The sequence below is a fragment of the Kitasatospora sp. NPDC053308 genome (genome assembly GCF_055585785.1).
The window spans coordinates 1-23,542 of record NZ_JBVJJY010000008.1 but is presented as its reverse complement, the minus strand read 5'-3'; the positions used below and the strand labels follow the sequence as shown (position 1 = coordinate 23,542).

The window sequence follows — 23,542 nt, the reverse complement described above, 5'->3', positions numbered from 1 at the left end:
GCGCATTTCGTCCGCTGCGCTGGGGTTTCGGCCAGTACGACTGTCAGATCGGGGGCGTGGGGAGGGTCGTCGGGGGCCCCAGGAAGGCCCCCGTCCGGCGTGCCGCCTGCCGGGCCGTCAGCCCACGGACTCCCACCAGCCGTCGAGCTCCGGCGGGCTGTCGACGTCCACCCGCTCGCCGGGGCGCGGCACGGCCAGCGGGACGGCGTGCTCCTTGGCCGCCTTCACCAGCCGCTCGATCGGCTCGGACCACCGGTGCAGACCGAGGTTGAAGGTGCACCAGTGGACGGGCACCAGCAGGCCGGCCGTGAGGTCCCGGTGGGCGAGGACGGCGTCCTCCGGGGTCATGTGGATGTCCGCCCAGGCCGCGTCGTACGCGCCGATCTGGACCAGCGCCGCGTCGAACGGGCCGTGCTGCCCGCCGATCCGGGCGTAGCCCTCGAAGTAGCCGGAGTCGCCGGTGTAGAAGACCTTGCGCTCGGGCCCGGCGATCACCCAGGAGCCCCAGAGGGTGGTGTTGCGGGTCAGCCCGCGGCCGGAGAAGTGGTGCGCGGCGGTCAGGGTGAGCACCAGCTCGCCCAGGTTGCAGGTCTCGTCCCAGTCCAGCTCGATGATCCGGTGCTCCGGGACGCCCCAGCGGCGCAGGTGGGCGCCGATGCCGAGCGGCACCGCGAAGGGCGCGGACTGGCTGCGCACCAGGCGCTTGACCGTCGCCATGTCCAGGTGGTCGTAGTGGTCGTGCGAGATCAGCACCGCGTCGACCGGGGGGAGCTCCTCCAGCTCGACCGGCACCGGGTGCAGCCGCTTGGGGCCGATGTGCGCGGAGGGGGAGCAGCGGTCGCTCCAGATCGGATCGAGCAGCACGCGGAAGCCCTCGATCTCCACCAGCGCGGAGGCGTGCCCGTACCAGGTGATCTCCACGCCCTCGGCCGCCGGGCCGGGCGCGGTGGCGGGGCGGACGGTCGGCACCGGGTGGGCGGGGACGCGGCCCTCCCGCTCGAAGAGCATCCGGCGCGCGGTGGCGCCGTCGAAGCCGGGGGCGGCGGAGGCGCGGGCGAGCGTGGAGGGCGCGTTGTGGAAGACGCCGTCGCGGTACTGGGGGGAGTTGCGCACCCGCTCCTCGCGCTCGCCGTCCGGCCGCCGTCCGAACGCCGCCGGCACGTCGCGCAGCGACCAGGCGGCTGCGCCCAGGCCGGCCGCCAGGGTGGTGAGGGCCAGCAGTCGTCCGCGTCGGGGAGTGCTCCCGGGCCGTGCCTTGGTCATCCGCTCTGCCTTCGTCGCTCGCCGGGATCGGTCGGGGGAAACGGTACTGCCGGTCCCGCACCGACCCGTACCACGGGGGCAACGGGTGCACGCGCCCGTGTTGTTCCCGTACAGTGCCCCGGATCCGGGCAGCGCCCGGGCCAGGGCGGTGTCGCCGGGCCGGAGCGCGGGGGCGGACGCGGATTGTCGGATTGCGACAGTTCCTTCGGTGCGGCGCTGTGGGAGCCCGATGCGCCGCCGCCGCCGACCGCCCGATAGCGTCACACTGCGTACGCATTCCGACGTACGCGCTCACACAGGAGAGAGGTGGATCGTTGAGCCGCTCGGTTCTCGTCACCGGAGGAAACCGGGGCATCGGCCTCGCGATCGCCCAGGCCTTCGCCGAAGCGGGCGACAAGGTGGCCATCACCAGCCGCTCGGGCGAGGTGCCCGAGGCCCTGCAGAAGTACGACGTCCTCGCGGTCCGCTGCGACGTCACGGACGCCGCGCAGGTCGACGCCGCCTTCACCGAGGTCGAGCAGAAGCACGGGGCGGTCGAGGTGCTGGTCGCCAACGCGGGCATCACCAACGACACCCTGCTGCTGCGCATGTCGGAGGAGGACTTCACCTCCGTCCTGGACACCAACCTGACCGGTACGTTCCGGGTGGTCAAGCGCGCCTCCAAGCTGATGATGCGCGCCCGCAAGGGCCGCGTCGTACTGATCTCCTCCGTGGTGGGCCTGTCCGGCTCGCCGGGCCAGGCCAACTACGCCGCCTCCAAGGCCGGCCTGGTGGGCTTCGCCCGGTCGCTGGCGCGCGAGCTCGGCCCGCGCAACATCACCGTCAACGTGGTCGCCCCCGGGTTCGTCGACACCGACATGACCGCCGTGCTCGGCGACGAGCGCCGTGCGGAGATCGTCGCGGAAGTGCCGCTGGGCCGCTACGCGGCGCCCGCCGAGGTCGCCTCCACCGTGCGGTTCCTCGGCTCGGACGAGGCCGCGTACATCACCGGAGCCGTCATTCCCGTGGACGGCGGATTGGGCATGGGTCACTGATCATGAGTGGAATCCTCGAGGGCAAGCGGATCCTGATTACTGGTGTGCTGATGGAGTCCTCCATCGCCTTCCACACCGCCAGGCTCGCGCAGGAGCAGGGCGCGGAGATCATCCTCACCGCGTTCCCGCGCCCGAGCCTGACCGAGCGGATCGCCAAGAAGCTGCCGAACCCGGTCAAGGTGCTGTCGCTGGACGTCTCCAACCCGGAGGACCTGGCGGGCATCGCCGACCAGGTCCGGGAGACCCTGCCGACCCTGGACGGCGTCGTCCACTCGATCGGCTTCGCCCCGCAGGACGCGCTGGGCGGCAACTTCCTGGACACCCCGTGGGAGTCCGTGGCCACCGCGATGCACGTCTCGGCGTACTCGCTGAAGTCGCTGACCATGGCGCTGCTGCCGCTGATGCAGGACGGCGGCTCGGTCGTCGGCCTGACCTTCGACGCCCAGTACGCCTGGCCGCAGTACGACTGGATGGGCCCGGCCAAGGCCGCCCTGGAGTCGACCAACCGCTACCTGGCCCGCTACCTGGGCTCGCGGGACATCCGCTGCAACCTGATCTCGGCCGGCCCGATCGGCTCGATGGCCGCCAAGTCCATCCCGGGCTTCGGCGACCTGGCGGACACCTGGAACCACCGCTCCCCGCTGAAGTGGGACCTGAGCGACCCGGAGCCGGCCGGCCGTGGCGTCGTGGCGCTGCTGTCGGACTGGTTCCCGAAGACGACCGGCGAGATCATCCACGTCGACGGCGGTCTGCACGCCATCGGCGCCTGACGCTCCGCCCGTACGCCGCTGCCCGGCGCCCCCGTGGAGGGGGTGCCGGGCAGCGGCGTTCGTGGTACCGGGGCGGGTGGTTCGTGGCTCGCGAGCGCGGTCCGGGTGCGCCGCGGCGTGCGGTTCGTGTGCTGGGGGGACGCGCGGGTTCCGGGGCTCAGCCCTCGGCCGTTCCGCAGGCGCCGATGGCGCGGCCGGCCTCGACCGAGGCGCGCTGGGCGTCGCCGGCCCGGATGGCGTCCAGGATCGTGTCGTGGCCGATGTAGCGCTCGGCGATCAGCTCCGGGCCGACGTCGTTGCGCAGGTGCGCGCGGGTGACCTCGCCGAGGTCGGAGTAGACGGCGAGCAGCACGTCGTTGTGGGCGGCGGCCACCACGGCCTGGTGGAAGGCGGCGTCGGCCTGGACGAAGTCCTCGGCGTCGCCGGAGTGCCAGGCGCTCTCCCGGCGGGCCAGCGCGCTGTCCAGCAGCTCCAGGTCCCGCTCGGTGCGGCGGCGGGCCGCCAGGCCCGCCGCCGAGGTCTCCAGCGCCGCCCGCAGCTCGGCGACCTGCGCCTGGTCGGCGTCGGCGAAGCGGCGGTGCATCACCCCGGCGAGCTCGCTGGTGGCCAGCACGTACGTGCCGGAGCCCTGGCGGATGTCGAGCAGACCGTTGTGCGCGAGGGCCCGGACGGCCTCGCGCACGGTGTTGCGGGCCACGCCCAGCTGCTCCACCAAGGCGGCCTCGGTGGGGATGCGCGAGCCGACCGGCCACTCCCCGGACGTGATCTGGGCGCGCAGCTGTGCGATCACCTGGTCGGACAGCGGGGTGCGCCTCGGCGAGGACAGCGCCACGGGTACTCCTTGGGACGGCGGCTCGGGTGCGGCCTGGGTCGAATGTGGCCGGTGGATGAACGGTCGGCACATCATGCCAATTCCGAGGTGCGTCAATTCATCCCATCATTCTATGATGGGCGGCATGCCCGCAGCAGAGACCACCGCTTCCGCCGCCTCCACCGCGTCCCCGCGGAACGGCGCCGGGCCGCAGACCGAGCGGCCCGCCCCCTTCTCGCCCTCCTCTTCCGCCCCTTCCTCCTCCGGCTCCTCCAGGTACCTCGGCTGGCTGTTCGCCGTCGCGATCGCCGCCGCCGCCTTCAACCTGCGCCCCGTGGTGACCAGCCTCGGGCCGCTGCTCGACCAGGTCCGCGCCGGCCTCGGGATGAACCCGACCCTTGCCGGGCTCCTCACCGCCGTCCCGTCGCTGTGCTTCGGGCTGTTCGGCTTCGCCGCCCCGGCGGCGGCCCGCCGGATCGGCCCGATCGCGGTGATCACGGCCGGCCTGGGCGCCATCACCGCAGGCGTGCTGGCCCGCTCCTTCGCCGGCGGCGCCGCGGTGTTCCTGCTGCTCACCGCGCTCGCCCTGGCCGGTGTGGCGGTCTCCAACGTGCTGCTGCCGGTGGTGATCAAGCGGTACTTCCCGGAGAAGGTCGGTCCGATGATCGGCCTGTACTCGATGGCGCTGTCCGCGGGCACCGCGCTGGCCGCCGCCGTCACCGTGCCCCTGACCAGCTCCCTCGGCGGCGACTGGCGCTACGGGCTGGGCGTCTGGGCCGCGCTCGGCGCGCTCGCCCTGGTGCTCTGGCTGCCGGTGCTGATCGCCAAGCGCGAGCGCGGCGAGCGGGCGGGTGGCGCCGCGATCCCGGCCAAGCTGCCGATCACCCGCAGCCGTACGGCCTGGGCGATGGCCTGCTTCTTCGGTCTCCAGGCGACCGGTGCGTACGTGGTGATGGGCTGGCTGCCGAAGATCTTCCAGGACGCCGGTGTCGACAAGGGCACGTCCGGGGTGCTGCTCGCGGTGACCATGGTGATCGGCGTGCCGGTCTCCTTCGTGCTGCCCAACCTGGCGGCCCGCCGCGGCGACCAGCGGCTGTTCGTGGTGGTGCTGGCCGCCTGCGGCATCGCCGGGTACGCCGGTCTGGCGCTCGCCCCGGCCGGAGCCCCGTGGGTCTGGGCGGTCCTGGTGGGTCTGTCCAACTGCGCGTTCCCGCTGGTGCTGACGATGATCGGGCTTCGTGCCCGGACGGCGGGCGGGGTGGCGCAGCTGTCCGCCTTCGCCCAGGGCGTCGGCTACCTGATCTCCATCCCCGGGCCGATCCTGATCGGCCGGATCTACCAGGTCACCGGCGAGTGGTACGGGCCGCTGGGCTTCCTGGCGCTGCTGCTGGTGCCGCAGATGCTGTTCGGGCTGCGGGCCGCCATGGCCCGGCACATCGAGGACGAGGCGGTCCGCCCGGCGGAGCGGGTCGTCAGGGTCGAGGGCTGACCGGCAGGGTCGAGAGCCGACCCCGGCAGGGTCAAGGACCGACCGGCAGGGTCAAGGATCGACCGGCAGGGTCAAGGGCCGGCCAAGGCTGCGGGGCCGCCTGAGGGCGGGTGTGTTCGGGGTGGGAGAATTCCGGACATGCCTGTTCTCGACCCGAACCCGACCGACGGCCGCAAGCAGCTCGGCCGTATCGCCCTGGCCTTCGGCGCCATCGTGGTGCTGGTGGCGGTCATCGCCTCCATCGCCTCGCAGATCGGCTGAGCGCCGTCCGTACCGTCGCCGTACCGCTGTCGGACGTCCGGTGGCGAGCCGGTGAACGGGGCATGATGGCACCCGACACCCCTGGGGGTGGCGGCAACCGGGAGCATCGCGCCGCCCGGCGGCTTTTCTGCCAAGCTTGCTGGGTATGAGCGCCGACACGCCCCGCAGGATCATCGTTCTCCGCCACGCCAAGGCCGACTGGCCGAACGGTGTGGACGACCACGAGCGGCCGCTGGCCGACCGGGGCCGCCACCAGGCCCCGGACGCCGGCCGCTGGCTGGTCGACTCCGGCATCAGCCCCGACTACGTGCTCTGCTCCACGGCCCTGCGCACCCGGGAGACCTGGAAGCTGGCGGTGCACGAGTTGCCGCGCCGGCCCCTCAAGACCGTGTACGAGGACCGGATCTACGAGGCCAGCCCCGGCGAGATCATCACCGTTCTCCAGGAGACCCCGGACGAGTACGCGGATCTCGTGCTGGTCGGGCACAACCCGGGCGTGCTGGGTCTGACCCAGGTGCTGGCGGGGGACGCGGGCGACCGGGACGCGCTGGAACGGCTGCGGCTCGGCGGCTTCCCGACGGCGGCGATCGCGGTGCTCAGCTTCAGCGGCTCGTGGAAGGGCGTCGAGCCGGGCGTGGCCGAGCTGGTCTCGTACCACACGCCGCAGGACTGAGCCCCGGAACGTGGATGAGGGGCGTGCGGACCGATCCGCGCGCCCCTCATGTACGTCCGCAGGCCGTCCTCGGCGGGCCCGGCCCTGTCCGGTTCGCTGCTCGGTCGTTCGCCGCCGGGTCGGTCGTTCCCCGTGCGCGGATGCCTGCTCTCGGCTAATCGTCCTCGGTCGGGGTGCCGTGCAGGAGGTCGGCCGCCTCGACCTCCTCGCGGGTGATGCCCAGCAGATACAGCACGGTGTCCAGGAACGGCACGTTCACCGCGGTGTCGGCCGCCTCGCGCACCACCGGCTTGGCGTTGAACGCCACCCCGAGCCCGGCCGCGTTCAGCATGTCCAGGTCGTTGGCACCGTCGCCGATCGCCACCGTCTGCTCCAGCGGCACGTTCGCCTGCTCGGCGAAGCGGGCCAGCCAGCGGGCCTTGCCGGCCCGGTCCACGATCTCGCCGACCACCCGGCCGGTAAACCTGCCGTCCACCACCTCCAGGGTGTTGGCCGCCGCGAAGTCCAGCCCCAGCTGCTCCACCAGGTGGTCGGTGACCTGGGTGAACCCGCCGGACACCACCGCGACCTGGAAGCCCAGACGTCGCAGGGTACGGACCAGGGTGCGCGCCCCCGGCGTGAAGCGGACCTCCGCGCGGACCTTCTCGGTCACCGAGGCGTCCAGCCCGGCCAGCAGCGCCACCCGGGCCCGCAGCGACTCGGCGAAGTCCAGCTCGCCGCGCATCGCCGCGGCCGTCACCTCGGCGACCTGCTCCTCGCAGCCCGCGTGGGCGGCGAACAGCTCGATCACCTCGTCCTGGATGAGCGTGGAGTCGACGTCCATGACCACCAGCCGCTTGGCCCGGCGCTCCAGCCCCGCGGCCACCACCGCGACGTCCACCCGCTGGGTGGCCGCCTCCTGGGCCAGCTCGGCCCGCAGCTCCTCGGTGGCCACACCGGAGACGGCCAGCTCGACCGCCGTCACCGGGTACTTGGCGAGCCGGAAGACCCGGTCGATGTTGCCGCCCGCCGCGGTGATCCGGGAGGTCAGCGCGGAGACGGCGGCGGCGGTCAGCGGGTGGCCGAGCACCGTCACGTGGGAGCGGCCCTCGCGGCGAGGCCGGTTGTCGCCGATGCCGGAGATGATCTCGGCCTGGAGCTTCTGTTCGTCCGCCCAGCGGTGGACGGTGGCCCGCAGGCCGCCCTCGGCGCCGGGCGCGGCGGGCGGGGTGACCAGGGCGCACAGCGTGATGCGGCCACGGGTCACGACCTGCTCGATGTCGATGACGTCGACGCCGAATCCGGCCAGCGTCGCGAAGAGGCCGGCGGTGATGCCGGGACGGTCCTTGCCGAACACCTTGACGAGCAGGGTGCGCTCGTCCGAGGTCCGGGGCTGGGCGGCGGGGAGGGGCTCAGCGGCCAGGGGCGATGCGTTCATGGTGCCTCCCACGCTACCCGTCGCCCGGTGGCCCCAGAGCACCCGTCCCAACTCGCGGGACGCCGTCGGTCCGCCGTCCGGTAGCAGCCTGGTCACAGTCACCCGGGGCGACTTTCATCGACGGTCGGCGGGCTGGAATGATTCCCCCGTCAGTCAGAGGAACATCGCACCCCCGGCCGGGGGCCACAATTCGGGGGAACCGAGAGAGCGGGGCAGGCGAGCAGTGCCGCAACTCGTCATTGAGATCAACGGACAGCAGCGGACTCTGGAGCCCGGGCGGTCCTACACCATCGGGCGCAACCCGCAGTCGGACTTCCCGTTCGACGACGCCAGGGTCTCCTGGCACCACGGGACCATCAGCTTCAACGGCAGCGGCTGGCAGCTGGACGACCACGGCAGCACCAACGGCACCTACGTGGCCGGCGCCCGCACCATGCAGGCGCAGCTGTTCCCCGGAGCGGTCGTCAACCTGGGCAACCCGGAGAACGGCCCCCGGCTCGGCTTCTCCGCACCAGCGCACGCCGCCGCCCCGCAGGCCACCCCGATCCACGAGGCCGCCACCAGCCGCGGCCCGGTGCCGCAGGCCCAGCAGCCGCCCTGGCACCAGCAGGACCCGTACCAGCAGCCGCAGCAGCAGGCCTGGGCGGGCCAGCCGCAGGCCCAGCAGCCGTTCCCGCAGCAGCAGTACGCGCCGCCGCCCCAGCAGCCCGGCCCGCAGCAGGGCGGCTTCCCGCAGCAGCAGGGCTTCGCGCAGCCGCAGCACGGTGGCGGAGGTCCGCAGCCGACCATGATCCGCAACCTGACGGCGGGCATGCGCACCGTCCGGATCGGTCGTGCGCTGGACAACGACGTCGTGGTGTCCGACCTGCAGGTCTCCCGCCACCATGCCGAACTGCGCCAACTGCCCGACGGCCGCTACGAGATCGTCGACCTCGGCAGTCACAACGGCATCTTCCTCAACGGCCAGCGGGTCCAGCGCCAGCTTATGGGCCCGCAGGACCGGCTGACCGTCGGCCACTCCAGCTTCGTGCTGGTCGGCGACCAGCTGCAGGAGTTCGTCGACACCGGTGCGGTCTCCTTCTCCGCCCGCCACCTGACCGTCGAGGTCGAGCACAAGGGCGCCAAGAAGATCCTGCTCAACGACGTCAGCTTCGGCGTCCCGGAGAAGTCCCTGGTCGCGGTCATCGGCCCGTCCGGCTCCGGCAAGTCCACGCTGCTGCGCGCCCTCACCGGCTACCGCCCGGCCGACCGCGGCGAGGTGCTGTACGACGGGCGCAACCTCTACAAGCAGTTCGCCGAGCTCCGCTCGCGCATCGGCCTGGTGCCGCAGTCCGAGATCCTGCACCGGGAGCTCACCGTCCGCTCCGGCCTCAAGTACGCGGCCCGGCTGCGCTTCCCGGGCGACACCGAGGCCAGTGAGCGCGCGGCCCGGATCGACGAGGTGCTCTACGAGCTGCGCCTGGACAAGCGCGCCGACAACAAGATCACCGCGCTCTCCGGAGGCCAGCAGAAGCGCGTCTCGGTCGCCCTGGAGCTGCTCACCAAGCCGTCGCTGATCTTCCTGGACGAGCCCACCTCGGGCCTCGACCCGGGCATGGACCGCGAGGTCATGCAGATGCTGCGCGGTCTCGCCGACGACGGCCGCACCATCCTGGTCGTCACCCACTCGGTGGCCGAACTCGCACTCTGCGACCGGCTCCTGGTGATGGCGCCGGGCGGCTCGGTGGCCTACTTCGGCCCGCCGGACGAGGCGCTGCACTTCTTCGGGTACGAGACCTGGGCGGACGTCTTCCAGGCCTTCGAGAACTACCCCGACCACGACTGGGCCGGCCGCTACCGCGGCTCGGTGCACTACCAGCAGTACTCCGCCCCCACCGTGGAGGCGGGCGAGGTGCAGCACGCGCAGGTCGCCCAGGAGGCGATCCGGCCGCCGAAGCCGCAGAGCTGGGGCTCCCAGCTGTGGACGCTGATGCGGCGCTACATGGCGGTGCTCGCCTCAGACCGCGGCTTCCTCGCTCTGTCGGTGCTGCTGCCCGCGGTCATCGGCGCGGTCAGCGTGCTGATCCCGAACGAACCAGGGCTCGCGCCCAACCCGAAGACACAGCTCCACCTCAACAGCGGCGCCGCGACGATCATGCTGATCCTGGCGATCGGGGCCTGCTTCTCCGGAGCCGCCAACTCGGTCCGCGAGTTGATCAAGGAACGGGCGATCTACGAGCGAGAACGAGCCACCGGGCTCTCCCGCTCGGCGTACATGATGTCCAAGATCATCGTGCTGGGCTTCTTCAGCGTGATCCAGGGCGCCATCATCTCCGCCGTCGGCTTCCTGCCGCGCAAGCTGCCGGAGCACGGTCTGATCGTCAAGAACCTGCCGATCGTCGAGATGACCATCGGCATGATCCTGCTGAGCTTCGCCGCGATGATGTTCGGCCTGATGATCTCCGCACTGGTGAAGACCGCGGAGAAGACCATGCCGCTGCTGGTCATGTTCGCCATCGTCCAGGTCGTCTTCACCGGCTGCCTCTTCCAGATCTTCAGCAAGCCCGGCCTGGAGCAGGTCGCCTGGCTGATGCCCGCCCGCTGGGGCACCGGCATCGTGTCCACCACGCTCAACCTTTCCGTGCTCATGGGCCCCTGGAACAAGGACTTCCAGAACCCCAAGTACGACCCGCTCTGGGACCACTCCGTCGCCCAATGGGCGATCGACGCGGGCGTGCTGATCGTGATCTCGGTCCTGATCGGCATCCTCGTCACCCGGCTCCAGCGTCGGCACGAGCCCGAGGTCATGCAGAAGGGCTGAGCCCTTCCCGACCGCCTGGGGGCGGCCTTCCCGCAAGGGAGGGCCGCCCCTTCGTCATGCCCCGCTCGCCTCCGCACGCACCGTCCGGTGCCGACGATCGGCGCTCCACGGCTGATCCAGCCGGACCTCCAGCCGGGGACCGGCCCCGGCTCGGGTTCCCTTTGGCTGCGCCTTTTCGCCGTTTGCCCCTGTTGTTGCCTTACCGGGGCCGAGCGCGTGGGCCCAGCGGCCTAGGTCTGCGGGCCTGCCTCCCGCACGGCCGGAGGCGGACGCGACCGCGACGGGCGCGGCGGTAGTTTGGCCGTATGTCCAGCACCACCGGAGACCACCGGGCCCACCACGGCCCGCTGCCCGCCTGCGACCCCTGCCTGTCCGGGATCGAGGCCGTCAGCCAGGCACTCCTCGCCATGAGCCAGCACCTGGAGGTCCGCGAGGTGCTGCGCCGCATCACCGCTTCCGCCCGGGAACTGCTCGGCGCCGAGTACGCGGCCCTCGGCGTGCCCGACGACCACGGAGGCTTCGCTCGGTTCGTGGTGGACGGCGTCACCGATGAGCAGTGGCGCGCGATCGGCCCGCTGCCCCGTCAGCACGGCGTGCTCGCCGCGATGCTGCACGAGACCGGCCCGACCCGCCTCGCCGACGTCCGCCGGGCTCCCGCCTTCGGTGGCTGGCCCTCCGCCCACCCGCAGATGGACGCCTTCCTCGGCATGCCGATCCTGGACAGTGACGCCGCCGAGGACGAGTCGCAGGTGCTGGGCGTCATCTTCCTCGCCAACAAGCGCGGCGGCGGCTTGTTCACCGACCACGACGAGGAACTGCTGCGGATCCTCGCCGCGCACGCCGCGCTCGCTCTCTCCAACGCCCGGCTCTACGAGCGCAGCCGCGAGCTCACCCTGGCCGGCGAGCGTGCCCGGATCGCGCATGACCTGCACGACGCCGTCTCCCAGAAGCTCTTCTCGCTCCGGCTCACCGCCAAGGCCGCCGCGAAGCTCGTCGACCGTGATCCGGCCCGGGCCCGTGCGGAGCTCGCCGAGGTCGCCCGGCTGGCCGCCGAGGCCGCCGACGAACTGCGCGCCGTCGTGGTGGAACTGCGCCCGGCTGCGCTGGAGGAGGACGGGCTGAGCGCCACCCTCGCCTCCCAGGTGCAGGTGCTGGACCGCGCGCACACCGCCGACGTCGGCTTCACGGCCGACGGGGTGCGCGCCCTGCCGCCCGCGCAGGAGGCCGCGCTGCTACGGGTCGCCCAGGAGGCGCTGCACAACGCGCTCCGCCACTCCGGCGCCGACCGGGTCACCGTCACCCTCACCGGAACGCCCGCGCGTGGCGCCGTACTCCGGGTGCACGACGACGGGCGTGGCTTCGACCCGGAATCCGTCCGCCGGGCCGGCCGCCACCTCGGCCTGGCCTCGATGCGCGACCGCGCGGCCGCCGTCGGCGGCACGCTCACCCTGAAGTCGGCCCCCGGCCGGGGGACGCTCGTCGAGATGGAGGTGCCCGGTGCCTGAGAACACACCGTCGATCCGCGTCCTGCTGGTCGACGACCACCAGGTGGTCAGGCGCGGGCTGCGCACGTTCCTGGAGGTCCAGGACGATATCGAGGTGGTGGGGGAGGCCGCCGACGGGGCCGAGGGTGTCGAGCGGGCCCGCGCACTCGACCCCGATGTCGTCCTGATGGACCTCAAGATGCCCGGCGTGGACGGGATCGAGGCGCTGCGCACGCTCAAGGGCGAGGGCAGCCGGGCCCGGATCCTGATCGTCACCAGCTTCACCGAGCACCGCACGATGGTCCCCGCCCTGCGGGCCGGCGCCGCCGGGTACGTCTACAAGGACGTGGACCCGGAAGCGCTGGCCGGTGCGATCCGCTCGGTGCACGCCGGCCACGTGCTCCTCCAGCCGGAATTGGCCGAGGCCCTGCTCTCCGACGAAGGCCCACGTGCGCCGCAGGGCCGCGGCGGCACCCTCACCGAGCGCGAGCGCGAGGTGCTCGGCCACATCGCCGACGGCCGCTCCAACCGGGAGATCGCGCGCAGCCTGCACCTTTCGGAGAAGACGGTGAAGACCCACGTCTCCAACATCCTGATGAAGCTGGACCTGGCGGATCGCACCCAGGCCGCGCTCTGGGCCGTCCGGAACGGAGAGGCACGCACGGAGTAGTGCGCTGGGGGCGCCGGCTGGTGGTGCGCGCGCCGTGCCGTTCGGCAGGTATTCAGGGCGAACAGGCGGCGGACAGGGCTTCAGCCTGTGCCGTTCGGCAGGGTCGCGCTGGATTGTGGTGATGCGCTGTCAGCCGGATGTGCCAGGGTGGGCGGCCACACCGATCCCAGGGAGGGCCGGATGAACGCGTCGTGCCGTGAGTGCGGGCCCGTTGTGGTCGCCAGCGAGCTGGAGCTGACGTACCGCTTGTCCGACGGGCCAGCAGATCCTGGCCCTGAGCCGCGGCGGCCGGTCCGAGAGCGGAGCGGATCCTCGGGCAGGGGGACCGGAGTCTCCCGGCCGGCGGCCGTCGAACGCGCGGCGCGGTCGGGCCGAGAGGCGGTTCGGGACCGGGACAGCTACGGTCCGGAGCTGTTGAGGCGAAGGCTCCTCCTACGACGCTGGCAGTTCGACCTGGCCCGCGAGCGCGGGCTGATCCCTGAGCCTGACCTCGCCGGCGGCAGCTGGTCGGCGGCCGTTGAGCGAGAGCTGCGCCGCCGCGCCGCCGAGATCATCCTGGCGGTGGGTGCCGCGCCGTCCGTGGGAGCGGTCAAGGCGGCAACGGTCCTGGAGCACGCCACAGGCCTCCCGGTGATCGCCGAGGACGTCCGGCGACTGGCCGAGGCCGGGGTGCTGCAGCCCTGCGGGGGCTTCCGGGGGTGGCCGACGTACAGCCGGGAGGCCTTGGCCGCAGTTCGGCGCGACGCGATCGAAGAGGCAGTCATCGACCGCCTGCGTCGAGAGGAGGCCCGCGCACGGGCTGCGGCCGAGGCGTTGCGCCGGCGCCTCGCCGAGAGCTTTTCGGCCGTAGAGGCGGCGGAGACGCTGGGGTGGTCCCTCCGCCGCCTGGCGGCGGTCACGTCTGACGGGAGTCTGGCAGTAGGACCGGACGGCCGTTACGAGCGAGCCGAGGTGATGGCGCTCGCCTCCGCCGATCCGTGGTGCCGGGGCACGTCAGCGTTCGTCGCGCTCGTCGACGAGAGCGTTGTAGGCGGCCACCTGAGCGCGCCGTGCGGTGCGGTGCAGCGGAGCCAGGACGGACCGCCGAGCGGCCATCTCGGAGGCGCTGACAGCCGAGCCGTGCCCACCGGAAGCGATCGACAGCAGGGCGGACACCTGGCGGGCCGACTCGAGCACGCGGACGGCGCGGGGCGGGTAGCCGGGGGCGAGCAGCTCGGCGTGCCCGCGCCGACGGTAGGCCTCCAGGGCACGCAGAGCCTCCGGCCCGGCACCGGCGACATCAAGCCGAGTGAGCAGGACGGTCGCCTCGCGCAGCCCGTCGGCCAGCTCACGCTCGGCTTCGTGCAGCGACGGTACGTCCGCAGGCGGTGTGTCGTTGACCTCGGAGCAGCGCCACAACACGGTTGCCACACGGTCACCGGCCGGGCCGTGCACGTCAACCTCGGGGACGAGGCCCAGCGGGACCCCCACTGCCAGGACGGCCTCGCCCGCGCTCATGGCGCGTTCGTTGAAGGCTGCCGGGCCGGTCAGGCCCAGCGGATGGCCGGCCGACGGCAACGCCAGCCGTAGACCCTTCACGCCCAGCACTCGGAGCCGGCCCAGAGCCCAGGTGAGCCCGTGCTGCTCGCCCGGCTCGTCTCCGGGCAGGCCGGTCACCCGGTGGCTCTCGTCGGAGCCCAGCACGGCCTCGGCGGCGTTGTCGGGCGGCACCAGGCCCGTCAGCAGGGCGTTGCCCCAGGCGGCCAGGCGCCCCGAACGGGGCTCTTCGTACGGATTGTCGGCAGGAGTCGCGAGCATCCGGCCAGCCTACGGAATCGGCGGTCATCCGCGTGGCGTAGGTTTGCCCATGCGCGTGCGGCGCACCCACCCCGTGCCCACCGGCTGCCGGAGTGGGCGTGCCGCCCGCACCGACGGCCGAGAATCTTGTTTTGGGGAAGGCGTAGGCATGAGCGACGTGCTGGAGCTGGTGGACGTATCCGTGGTCCGGGAGGGGCGCGCGCTGGTCGACCAGGTCTCGTGGTCCATCTCCGAGGGTGAGCGCTGGGTCATCCTGGGGCCGAACGGCGCCGGCAAGACCACCCTGCTGCAGATCGCTTCCTCGTACCTGTTCCCGACCTCGGGCAAGGTCACCGTGCTGGGCGAGAAGCTGGGCGAGATCGACGTCTTCGAGCTGCGCTCCCGCATCGGCCTCGCCGGCGCCGCCATGTTCGACAAGCTGCCGGCCGAGCAGACCGTGCTGCAGACCGTGCTCACCGCCGCGTACGGCATGACGGTCAGCTGGCAGGAGTCCTACGAGCAGTCGGACGAGAGCCGTGCGCTCGCGCTGCTCGACCGTCTTGGTATGGCAGGTCTCACCGACCGTAAGTTCGGCACCCTCTCCGAGGGCGAGCGCAAGCGCACCCTGATCGCTCGCGCCCTGATGACCGACCCCGAGCTGCTGCTCCTCGACGAGCCCGCGGCCGGCCTGGACCTCGGCGGTCGCGAGGACCTGGTCCGCCGGCTCGGCGCACTCGCCCAGGACGAGTTCGCGCCGGCCATGGCGATGGTCACCCACCACGTCGAGGAGATCGCCCCGGGCTTCACCCATGTCCTGATGATCCGCCAGGGCAAGGTGCTCACGGCCGGCCCGATCGACACCGAGCTGACCGCCCGTAACCTCTCCAAGTGCTTCGGCCTGCCGCTCACCCTGGAACGGCACGGCGACCGCTGGTCGGCCCAGGGCCTGCCCCTGGGCTGAGGCCCCGTCGGCCGCTTCCGGCCCTCCCGGCACTCCCCGTCCGCCGCTCCTCCACCACGCCTCGCCCCGTCCTTCGGAAGGCCTCGGGAACCGGTCGCACGTGCGACCGGTTTCCGCCCCTCGACCTGCGGGAACTGTCCGCCTCGAAGGCCTTCGCTCCCTAGGATGGACGTGTGGACAGCTGGATCTGGTGGCTCCTGGCCGCCGCAGGGCTCGGCATACCGCTGGTACTCACCGCGATGCCGGAGTTCGCCATGTTCGCGGTCGGAGCGCTGGCCGCCGCGGGTGTGGCCGGACTGGGCGGGGGAGTGGTCCTGGAGACCCTGACCTTCCTCGTGGTGTCGGTCGCGCTGGTGGTTTTCGTGCGGCCCATCGCCTACCGGCAGCTGCAGAAGGGCCCGCAGGTCAAGATGGGCATCGAGGCGCTGCACGGCGCCACCGCGGTCGTCGCGGAAACCGTCGACGGGGAGGGCGGACGGATCAAGCTGAACGGCGAGATCTGGTCGGCCCGCGCGCTCCACCCGGAGCAGGTGTACCAGCCCGGGCAGCAGGTCGACGTCGTCGAAATCCAGGGCGCGACCGCCCTGGTCGTCTAGGGGAGAGTCCGTGGAACCCGTCCTTATCGTCCTGGTCGTCCTGGTCGTGGTGGCCTTCATCGCGCTGATCAAGACGATTCAGGTCATCCCGCAGGCCAGCGCGGCGATCGTGGAGCGCTTCGGCCGCTACACCCGGACGCTCAACGCAGGGCTGAACATCGTCGTCCCGTTCATCGACCGGGTCCGCAACCGGATCGACCTGCGCGAGCAGGTCGTGCCGTTCCCGCCGCAGCCGGTGATCACCCAGGACAACCTGGTGGTCAACATCGACACCGTCATCTACTACCAGGTGACCGACCCGCGCGCAGCCACCTACGAAGTCGCCAGCTACATCCAGGCGATCGAGCAGCTGACCGTCACCACGCTGCGCAACATCATCGGTTCGATGGACCTGGAGTCCACCCTGACCTCCCGCGAGGTCATCAATGCCGGCCTGCGCGGCGTCCTGGACGAGGCCACCGGCAAGTGGGGGATCCGGGTCAACCGCGTCGAGCTGAAGGCGATCGAGCCGCCGACCTCCATCCAGGACTCGATGGAGAAGCAGATGCGCGCCGACCGGGACAAGCGTGCCGCGATCCTCACCGCCGAGGGTCAGCGCCAGGCGCAGATCCTCAAGGCCGAGGGTGAGAAGCAGGCCGACGTGCTCCGGGCCGAGGGTGAGGCGCAGGCCGCGGTGCTGCGCGCCGACGGTGAGGCCGCCGCGATCCGGACGGTCTTCGAGGCCATCCACGACGGCGACGCCGACCAGAAGCTGCTGGCCTACCAGTACCTGCAGACCCTGCCCGAGCTGGCCAAGGGCGACTCCAACAAGCTCTGGATCATTCCCAGCGAGGTCGGCGACGCGCTCAAGGGCCTCGGTGGCGCTTTCACCGGTCTGACCGGCAACGGTGGCGGCGTGAACGGTGGCGCGGTCGCGGCGCCCAGCGTCCCGCAGGCCGCACCGACGGCCACCCAGGTGCCGATCGACCCGGCCTCCGGGCCGCGGCCGGTGGACACCGACAAGGGCGCCGCGCGCCCCCGGGTGGACCCGACCCGGGAGTACCCCAAGATCGACCCGGAGTGAACGGCTGAGCCGTGCTTCGCTGAGGGCCCGCCGCCGTACGCCTCACGTACGGCGGCTGGCCCTCGGGTCTTTCGGGAGTGCGAGGTGGCGGTGTGGCGTACGTCCCGAATGGTGGGCGGGCCTGGTCCGGTGGGATGGCGGTCCGGCATGATCCCATCGGACAGGACCGAGAGGAGAAGTGACCCGTGACGCTCTGGGAGGCGATCGCCGTCTTGGCGGCCGGGGTCGGGGCCGGGATGATCAACGTGATCGTCGGATCCGGGACCCTGATCACTTTTCCGGTCCTGCTGGCCGTCGGCATCCCGCCGGTCACCGCCAACGTCTCCAACTCCTTCGGTTTGGTTCCCGGTTCGCTCAGCGGCGTGATCGGCTACCGCCGTGAGCTGGCCGACCAGGGCCGTCGGGTGCTGCGCCTGGGCTCCGCCTCGCTACTCGGTGGGCTGGTCGGCGCCCTGCTGCTGATCAAGCTGCCCAGCGGTGCCTTCGACGCGATCGTCCCGGTGCTGATCCTGCTCGCGCTGGTCCTGGTGGTCGTCCAGCCCCGGGTGGCCAAGGCCGTCGCCGCCCGTCGCCGCCCCGGCGGTGACCCGGACGGCAGCCTCGTGCTGCTGGCCGGGGTGTTCCTCACCGGCATCTACGGCGGGTATTTCGGCGCTGCGCAGGGCGTCCTGCTGATGGCGCTGATGGGCATGCTGCTGCAGGAGGACCTGCAGCGGATCAATGCGGTGAAGAACGCTCTCGCGATGATCGTCAACGGTGTCGCCGCGCTGTTCTTCCTGTTCACCTCGACCGTGAACTGGGCTGCGGCCGGTTTGATCGCCGTGGGCTCGCTGGTGGGCGGACTGGTCGGCGCCAAGGTCGGGCGCCGCCTGTCGCCGGCCGTGCTGCGCGGGGTGATCGTGGTGGTCGGCCTCGCGGCCGTCGCCAAGCTGCTGGCGGGGTGAGCGGACGTCAGGGCGAGGGGGCGTCAGGACGCCAATCCCTGGGGTCATAGGATCATGAGGTCAAAAGGCTGTGCGGCCGTGCGGGACTCGTGGGACGTTCGTATGGCAGTGGTACGAGACCGGAGGAGTGCGTGATGGCCCTGGAGATGCGCGAGACCTGCGAGCGCTGCGCGGTGTCGCTGACCGCTGACGGCCCCGCCTCGATATGTTCCTACGAGTGCACCTTCTGCGCGGACTGTACCGACACCATGGCCGCCACCTGCCCCAACTGCGGCGGCGAGCTGGTCACCCGCCCGCGCCGGAAGGCCGCCTGATCCCGGCACCCCGGACCGGGATCCCCCGGACCGACGATGCACCAGGAGCGCAGCGATGAGCAGCAGGGCACGGCTGAGCGAGGACGAGATCACGGCGGCCCTGGCGCAGCTGCCGCACTGGACTCGCGACGGTGAGAGCATCGTCCGCACCGCCGACGCCCCGGACTTCCCGGCCGGGATCCGGGTGGTCGTCGCGGTCGCCGAGCAGGCCGAGGCGCTCGACCACCATCCCGACATGGACATCCGCTGGCGCACCCTTCGCTTCGTCCTCTCCACCCACAGCGCCGGCGGTCTCACCGGGCTGGACTTCACCATGGCCGCCCGCATCGACGAGGCCCTGCGCGCCGAGTCCGCGGGCTGAGCTTTCCGGGCTGAGGGCCCAGATCGTCGCTCTGGACGGGCGTGAGATGCTGACTGCCGCAATCGGCAGGCTGGCAAGGCCCGGGAGGGACGGAACGATGGCGCAGGAGCCCTTCGGAGACGCCCACGCCGGGCAGCAGCCGTGGTACCCCCAGGGGCAGCCGGTGCAGCCGGTTCAGGACCGGCTGGTTCAGGACCAGGGCCAGGGGCAGGCGGACTGGCAGGGCGGCGGGTACTACGGCGAACAGCCGCACTGGCAGCCGCAGGTGGACTACGGCCCGGGCGGGTACGGGCAACAGCCGGGCTACGACCAGGTTCGGTACGACCACGCGGGCTACGGCCAGGCGGGCTACGGGCAGCACCCGCAGTACGACCAGGGCGTCCACGGGCAGACCGGCTACGTCGAGGGTGCTTACGGCCAGGGGCCGTACGACGTCGGACAGCCGTACCAGCCGCTCCCGGAGTTCGCGCCGTACCCGCAGCCCCAGCCGTACCCCGAGCACGCGCAGCACCACTACGCGCCGCCGTACGCCGTCCTGCAGGAACCGACCGGGGAGGGGCTGTACGTCCCGGCGGGCGCGGAGTACTCGGCCGACGGCTATGTGCACCTCGACCAGGCCGACCAGGACCAGGACCAGGACCAGGAGCTGGAGCAGGAGGCGGCGCCGGCCGCGGCGGGGGAAGCGCCGGAGGAAGCCCGGAAGCCCTCGGCCGGGCCCGCCGCGCGCTCCCGGGCCGCCGGTCGCCGGGGCGGTGACGGTGGCGCTGGCTCGGACAGCGGCTCCGGCGCCGCCTCCGGCTCGTCGTTCTCGGCCAGGGCCCGCAAGGCCGCCGATGCGGTGCTGACCGGTGAGCACGTGCCCAGCCGGAAGGCCCTGCTGGTGCGGGCCGGCGCCGGGGTGGCCGCGCTGGCGGTGCTGGTGGCGGCTGGGCTGATGGTCGGTACCGAGGGCGGTGGCGGCAGCGCGGCGGCGAGCAGTGGTGGCGAGCCCGGGTTCACGGTGGCGCACACCCGGGTGTGGTCCGCCCGGCCCGTCGCGGCCGGGCAGCCCGCGGGCGACGACACGCTGGTGGGCAGTTGGCTGCTGGCGGACGCCGTGGTCCGGGCCGATGGTTCCGGGGTGCACGCGTACGACCGCGCCGGCGGCAAGCCGACGTGGTCCGTGGAGCCGCCGGCCGCCGGGGCCGTCCCGTGCGGGTTGTCGGCGGGCGTGAACGGGGCGGGCCTGGGTGCGGCGCTGTTCCGTCCGCAGGCCGATCCGAAGAGCCCCTGTGCGCTGGTGGCCGTCGTGGACACCAAGACCGGCAAGACGGCGTGGACCAAGACCTTGTCGGATGCCAAGGGCACCTACTCCGCGCGGATCGGCGTCACCGAGGACAAGGTGGTCGCGGTCGGCGACGATCACGCGGTGGCTTGGGAGTCGGCCGACGGGAAGGACGTCTGGCAGTACACGGGGCAGGGAAAATTCTGCACCCTCTCCGGCGGCGTCAGCGGTAAGACCGTGCTGGTGGCCTCCACGTGCGCGGACTCGACCCCCGCGGACCAGGCCGTCGCGCTGAACACCGCGGACGGCAAGGTCAGCTGGTGGCGCGGCCTGAACAACCAGCCGAAGACGGTGACCGTGCTGTCCGCCGAGCCGGCCGTGGTCCTCACCACCGGCGACACGGTGGCGAACGACCGGGTGTTCGCCTGGGGCCCGGCCGGTGACCCCGCCGCGGAGATCCCGGTGGTCACGGACGGCGGTCGGCTGGACGTCGCCCACGGTACTTTCGCGGCCACCCCCGAGGTGTTCTTCGACGGCCGTACCATGGCCACCACCCTGACCCCGGTGAACGGCGCCGGCCCGGCGGCCGCGGTCGGCTACGACCTGGACACCGGCAAGCAGCGTTGGAAGGTCCCGACCGCCGCCAAGGGCACCGTCCGGGCGGTCGGCATCGACGGAGGCTCGCTGGTGCTCGCCGCCGACGAACGCCGGGACCAGCCCGCCCACCTCAACCGGTTCCCGCTGGCGGGCGGCCAGGAGGCGACCGGCGGCAACTTCCCGCCGGGGACCGGCTCGCTGCTGCTCTCCGGGCGGGTGCTGATCGGCGGTGGGCAGGTGGTCGTGGTGCCCGAGCACTCCACGACCTACGGCACGGCGGCCGGGTACCAGGCGAAGGGCTGAGCCCGCGCCCCGCGCCCGGCGGTCGGCTTCCGGTCGGCGCGGCTGCCCGAGCGGGTGGCGATGGAGGACGGCCGGTACCCTCCCCGGCGGCTATGCGGCTGGTACGGCGGCGGCTACGCGGCTGTCACGGGAACGCCCGTCACGGGCGGCAGCCAGTCGGCGAGCTCCCTCGCCTCCGAGCCGCGCAGCCCGAGCGCCAGCATCAGGCTGGCCTGCGGGGTCGGCACGAACGGGCGACGCAGCAGCTTCATCCCGGCCTGCTCCGGTGTGCGGTCCGCCTTGCGCTGGTTGTCCTCCGCACACGCGGCCACGGTGTTCAGCCAGCTGTCCGCACCACCGCGCGACCTGGGGTGCAGGTGGTCCACCGTCGTGGCCCGCCGCCCGCAGTACGCGCACAGGTGCTGGTCCCTGGCCAGAACTCCTCGCCGCGACCACGGAGCCTGTTGTCGGAACGGCACCCGTACGTACCGTTGCAGCCTGATCACTCTCGGGACCGGGACGGCGATGCCCGTCCCCCTGATCGAGCGCAGCGGATGCGCCTGCTCCACCACCGCCTTGTCCTGGAGCACCAGGACGACGGCGCGCTGGAGCGACACCGTCGTCAGGGGCTCGTAGCTCGCGTTCAGAACCAGCGTGTTGCGCACTCGGCACACCCTTCCCCCGGGCGTGCCACGGCGGCACGACCGTCTCCACACACGTCACTGCCGCCGCACGGCGGTGACACCACTCTGAATGGGCACACAGCCGACGAACAACGGAATTTCCGGTATCGCCGAGGGGCCCGGGGGAGTGCGCCGGGGCCCGATGGCGCGCCTCGGGGAAAACTCGCTGGCCGGAACCGCGTAGGCTCTAACAGGCTGGAGTCGCACCGACCCGGGGCCCGACCGAACGGGCCGCCACCGGGAGGGCGCCCGATAGAAGGAGAAGCGTGACCGTGACGGACATCGTCGACGAGCTGCGGTGGCGTGGGCTGATCGCCCTGTCCACCGACGAGGACGCACTGCGCAAGGCGTTCGCGGACGGCCCGGTCACGTTCTATTGCGGCTTCGACCCGACGGCCCCCAGTCTGCACCTGGGCAACTTGGTGCAGATCCTCACCATGCGCCGCATCCAGCAGGCGGGGAACCTCCCGCTCGGCCTGGTCGGCGGCGCCACGGGCCTGATCGGCGACCCGAAGCCGACCGCCGAGCGCGTGCTCAACGACCCCGAGACCGTGGCCGGCTGGGTGGAGCGCCTGCGCGGCCAGATCTCGCGCTTCCTGGACTTCGAGGGCCCGTACGCGGCGCGCATGGTCAACAACCTGGACTGGACGTCCGGGATGTCGGCGATCAGCCTGCTGCGTGACGTGGGCAAGTACTTCCGGGTCAACAACATGATCGCCAAGGAGGCGGTCGCCCGACGGCTCAACTCCGACGCGGGCATCAGCTACACCGAGTTCAGCTACCAGATCCTCCAGGGCATGGACTACCTGGAGCTGAACCGCCGCTACGGCTGCAGCCTGCAGACCGGCGGCAGTGACCAGTGGGGCAACCTGACCGCCGGCACGGACCTGGTCCGCAAGGCCGACGGCAAGTCCGTCCACGCGCTGGCCACGCCGCTGATCGTCAAGGCCGACGGCACCAAGTTCGGCAAGACCGAGTCCGGCACGGTCTGGCTCGACCCCGAACTGACCACTCCGTACGCCTTCTACCAGTTCTGGCTGAACGCGGACGACCGGGACGTCTCCAACTTCCTGCGGATCTTCAGCTTCCGCTCGAAGGAGGAGATCGAGGAGCTGGAGCGTGAGACCGCCGAGCGCCCCGCCGCCCGCCTCGCCCAGCGGGCCCTCGCCGAGGAGCTCACCACCCTCGTCCACGGCGCCGAGCAGTACGAGCGCGCCGTCGCCGCGTCCAAGGCGCTGTTCGGCCAGGGTGACCTCGCCGACCTGGAGGCCCCGACCATGGCCGCCGCCCTGGCCGAGGTCCCGAAGGCCGAGGTGGCCGAACTCCAGCCGGTGGTCGATCTGTTGGTCGCCGTCGGCCTGGCCCCGAGCCGCTCGGCCGCCCGCCGGACGATCAAGGAGGGCGGTGCCTACCTCAACAACGTCAAGGTGACGGACGAGGAGGCGGTGCCGACCGAGGCCGATCTTCTGCACGGTCGCTGGCTGGTGCTGCGGCGTGGCAAGCGGAACCTGGCGGCGGCGGAGCTGGTCTCCGCCGGCTGACGCCTGGCTGAAAGCACACCTGCTCTGAGCTGCGGCTCAGAGCACCGAGGGCCGGATCTGGACAGATCCGGCCCTCGGCGTTTGACGGTGTCCTCCAGGTGGCCTAGTGTTGAACGAGTCGCTGGAGCGGCCATCCCACTCAGCAAGACCCACTCTCACTCTTCTCAACCCATTCAGTTGGGCTGGTTGGCGTTGCGTCAACCGAGGGGTGAGCGTGAATTTCGAGTAAGTCTCGGAATGCGCTAACGTGGTGGTCGTCGCGGAAAGCGACCCGGCCAGTTCGGAAATCTGATGAATGAAACTCCGGGAAACGGAGCGGAAAACATCTGATAAGCTGGAAACACGAAAGAATGAAGCCTGGAGGGCCCGCTGGAAGGCGGCTCGAAGGAAGCTTCCGTTCCTTGAGAACTCAACAGCGTGCCAAAAGTCAACGCCAGATATGTTGACATCCCCGGCCTCGGTCGTTTGATCGGGGTTGGAGATTCCTT

The 23,542-nt window shown here is 71.9% G+C and carries 21 protein-coding genes; 16 read left to right on the top strand and 5 right to left on the bottom strand.

Going from position 1 to position 23,542, the window contains the following annotated elements:
- Positions 1-117: 117 nt before the first annotated feature.
- On the bottom strand, positions 118-1,263 hold the full coding sequence (locus tag ACZ6Y7_RS19510) for an MBL fold metallo-hydrolase (RefSeq protein WP_465759148.1): 1,146 nt from the start codon (positions 1,261-1,263) through the stop codon (positions 118-120).
- Positions 1,264-1,577: 314 nt separating this feature from the next.
- Here ACZ6Y7_RS19510 and fabG point away from each other — a divergent pair, with 314 nt between their 5' ends.
- Both fabG and fabI read left to right on the top strand, forming a co-directional pair.
- Positions 1,578-2,297 carry a 3-oxoacyl-[acyl-carrier-protein] reductase gene (gene fabG / locus ACZ6Y7_RS19505; protein ID WP_465759147.1) on the top strand — a complete coding sequence of 240 codons (720 nt, stop codon included), beginning with the start codon at positions 1,578-1,580 and terminating at the stop codon, positions 2,295-2,297.
- Between the two features lie 2 nt (positions 2,298-2,299).
- The gene (gene fabI, locus ACZ6Y7_RS19500; RefSeq protein ID WP_465759146.1) at positions 2,300-3,067 is read left to right on the top strand and encodes an enoyl-ACP reductase FabI; all 768 of its coding nucleotides are present in this window, start codon (positions 2,300-2,302) and stop codon (positions 3,065-3,067) included.
- Between the two features lie 157 nt (positions 3,068-3,224).
- Here the strand turns inward: fabI and ACZ6Y7_RS19495 are convergent, their stop codons facing one another.
- Complete coding sequence (locus ACZ6Y7_RS19495; protein WP_465759145.1) at positions 3,225-3,899, bottom strand: FadR/GntR family transcriptional regulator; 675 nt, start codon at positions 3,897-3,899, stop codon at positions 3,225-3,227.
- Positions 3,900-4,023: 124 nt separating this feature from the next.
- Between ACZ6Y7_RS19495 and ACZ6Y7_RS19490 the strand changes: the two genes are divergently transcribed.
- From ACZ6Y7_RS19490 to ACZ6Y7_RS19480, 3 genes are all read left to right on the top strand, one after another.
- On the top strand, positions 4,024-5,367 hold the full coding sequence (locus tag ACZ6Y7_RS19490) for a CynX/NimT family MFS transporter (protein WP_465759144.1): 1,344 nt from the start codon (positions 4,024-4,026) through the stop codon (positions 5,365-5,367).
- A 138-nt stretch (positions 5,368-5,505) separates the two neighbouring features.
- Positions 5,506-5,628: an SGM_5486 family transporter-associated protein gene (locus ACZ6Y7_RS19485; RefSeq protein WP_402226541.1), complete on the top strand. Its 123-nt coding sequence runs from the start codon at positions 5,506-5,508 to the stop codon at positions 5,626-5,628.
- Between the two features lie 145 nt (positions 5,629-5,773).
- A complete protein-coding gene (locus ACZ6Y7_RS19480; protein WP_402226539.1) occupies positions 5,774-6,301 on the top strand; it encodes a SixA phosphatase family protein in 528 nt (175 codons plus the stop codon).
- 154 nt (positions 6,302-6,455) lie between these two features.
- Here ACZ6Y7_RS19480 and serB read toward each other — a convergent pair whose 3' ends face one another.
- The gene (gene serB / locus ACZ6Y7_RS19475; protein ID WP_465759143.1) at positions 6,456-7,718 is read right to left on the bottom strand and encodes a phosphoserine phosphatase SerB; all 1,263 of its coding nucleotides are present in this window, start codon (positions 7,716-7,718) and stop codon (positions 6,456-6,458) included.
- 223 nt (positions 7,719-7,941) lie between these two features.
- Here serB and ACZ6Y7_RS19470 point away from each other — a divergent pair, with 223 nt between their 5' ends.
- The 3 genes from ACZ6Y7_RS19470 (at position 7,942) to ACZ6Y7_RS19460 (ending at position 12,672) form a co-directional block, all read left to right on the top strand.
- Entirely contained in the window at positions 7,942-10,518 is a 2,577-nt protein-coding gene (locus ACZ6Y7_RS19470) for an FHA domain-containing protein (protein WP_465759142.1), read from the top strand.
- A 407-nt stretch (positions 10,519-10,925) separates the two neighbouring features.
- Positions 10,926-12,023 (top strand): GAF domain-containing sensor histidine kinase, encoded by a 1,098-nt coding sequence (locus tag ACZ6Y7_RS19465; RefSeq protein WP_465759386.1) that lies wholly within the window; start codon positions 10,926-10,928, stop codon positions 12,021-12,023.
- Complete coding sequence (locus ACZ6Y7_RS19460; protein WP_402226531.1) at positions 12,016-12,672, top strand: response regulator; 657 nt, start codon at positions 12,016-12,018, stop codon at positions 12,670-12,672. The genes ACZ6Y7_RS19465 and ACZ6Y7_RS19460 overlap by 8 nt, the downstream gene beginning before the upstream one ends.
- 993 nt (positions 12,673-13,665) lie before the next feature.
- Here ACZ6Y7_RS19460 and ACZ6Y7_RS19455 read toward each other — a convergent pair.
- Positions 13,666-14,469, bottom strand: coding sequence for a hypothetical protein (locus tag ACZ6Y7_RS19455; protein ID WP_465759141.1), 804 nt, complete (start codon positions 14,467-14,469; stop codon positions 13,666-13,668).
- A 148-nt stretch (positions 14,470-14,617) separates the two neighbouring features.
- On the opposite strand from ACZ6Y7_RS19455, the gene ACZ6Y7_RS19450 reads away from it, so the two are divergent.
- The 7 genes from ACZ6Y7_RS19450 (at position 14,618) to ACZ6Y7_RS19420 (ending at position 20,851) form a co-directional block, all read left to right on the top strand.
- Positions 14,618-15,409, top strand: coding sequence for an ABC transporter ATP-binding protein (locus ACZ6Y7_RS19450; protein ID WP_402226527.1), 792 nt, complete (start codon positions 14,618-14,620; stop codon positions 15,407-15,409).
- A 173-nt stretch (positions 15,410-15,582) separates the two neighbouring features.
- Positions 15,583-16,005: an NfeD family protein gene (locus ACZ6Y7_RS19445; protein WP_465759140.1), complete on the top strand. Its 423-nt coding sequence runs from the start codon at positions 15,583-15,585 to the stop codon at positions 16,003-16,005.
- A gap of 10 nt (positions 16,006-16,015) precedes the next feature.
- The gene (locus ACZ6Y7_RS19440; protein WP_465759139.1) at positions 16,016-17,068 is read left to right on the top strand and encodes an SPFH domain-containing protein; all 1,053 of its coding nucleotides are present in this window, start codon (positions 16,016-16,018) and stop codon (positions 17,066-17,068) included.
- Between the two features lie 185 nt (positions 17,069-17,253).
- On the top strand, positions 17,254-18,012 hold the full coding sequence (locus ACZ6Y7_RS19435) for a sulfite exporter TauE/SafE family protein (RefSeq protein ID WP_465759138.1): 759 nt from the start codon (positions 17,254-17,256) through the stop codon (positions 18,010-18,012).
- Between the two features lie 134 nt (positions 18,013-18,146).
- A complete protein-coding gene (locus tag ACZ6Y7_RS19430) occupies positions 18,147-18,326 on the top strand; it encodes a DUF1272 domain-containing protein (protein WP_465759137.1) in 180 nt (59 codons plus the stop codon).
- A gap of 55 nt (positions 18,327-18,381) precedes the next feature.
- Positions 18,382-18,687 (top strand): 4a-hydroxytetrahydrobiopterin dehydratase, encoded by a 306-nt coding sequence (locus ACZ6Y7_RS19425; RefSeq protein ID WP_465759136.1) that lies wholly within the window; start codon positions 18,382-18,384, stop codon positions 18,685-18,687.
- 97 nt (positions 18,688-18,784) lie between these two features.
- Positions 18,785-20,851 (top strand): outer membrane protein assembly factor BamB family protein, encoded by a 2,067-nt coding sequence (locus ACZ6Y7_RS19420; RefSeq protein ID WP_465759135.1) that lies wholly within the window; start codon positions 18,785-18,787, stop codon positions 20,849-20,851.
- 113 nt (positions 20,852-20,964) lie between these two features.
- Here the strand turns inward: ACZ6Y7_RS19420 and ACZ6Y7_RS19415 are convergent, their stop codons facing one another.
- Positions 20,965-21,495, bottom strand: a complete 531-nt coding sequence (locus ACZ6Y7_RS19415) for an HNH endonuclease (RefSeq protein ID WP_465759134.1) — start codon at positions 21,493-21,495, stop codon at positions 20,965-20,967.
- Positions 21,496-21,785: 290 nt separating this feature from the next.
- On the opposite strand from ACZ6Y7_RS19415, the gene tyrS reads away from it, so the two are divergent.
- Entirely contained in the window at positions 21,786-23,054 is a 1,269-nt protein-coding gene (gene tyrS / locus ACZ6Y7_RS19410; RefSeq protein ID WP_465759385.1) for a tyrosine--tRNA ligase, read from the top strand.
- The last annotated feature ends 488 nt before the right edge of the window (positions 23,055-23,542 follow it).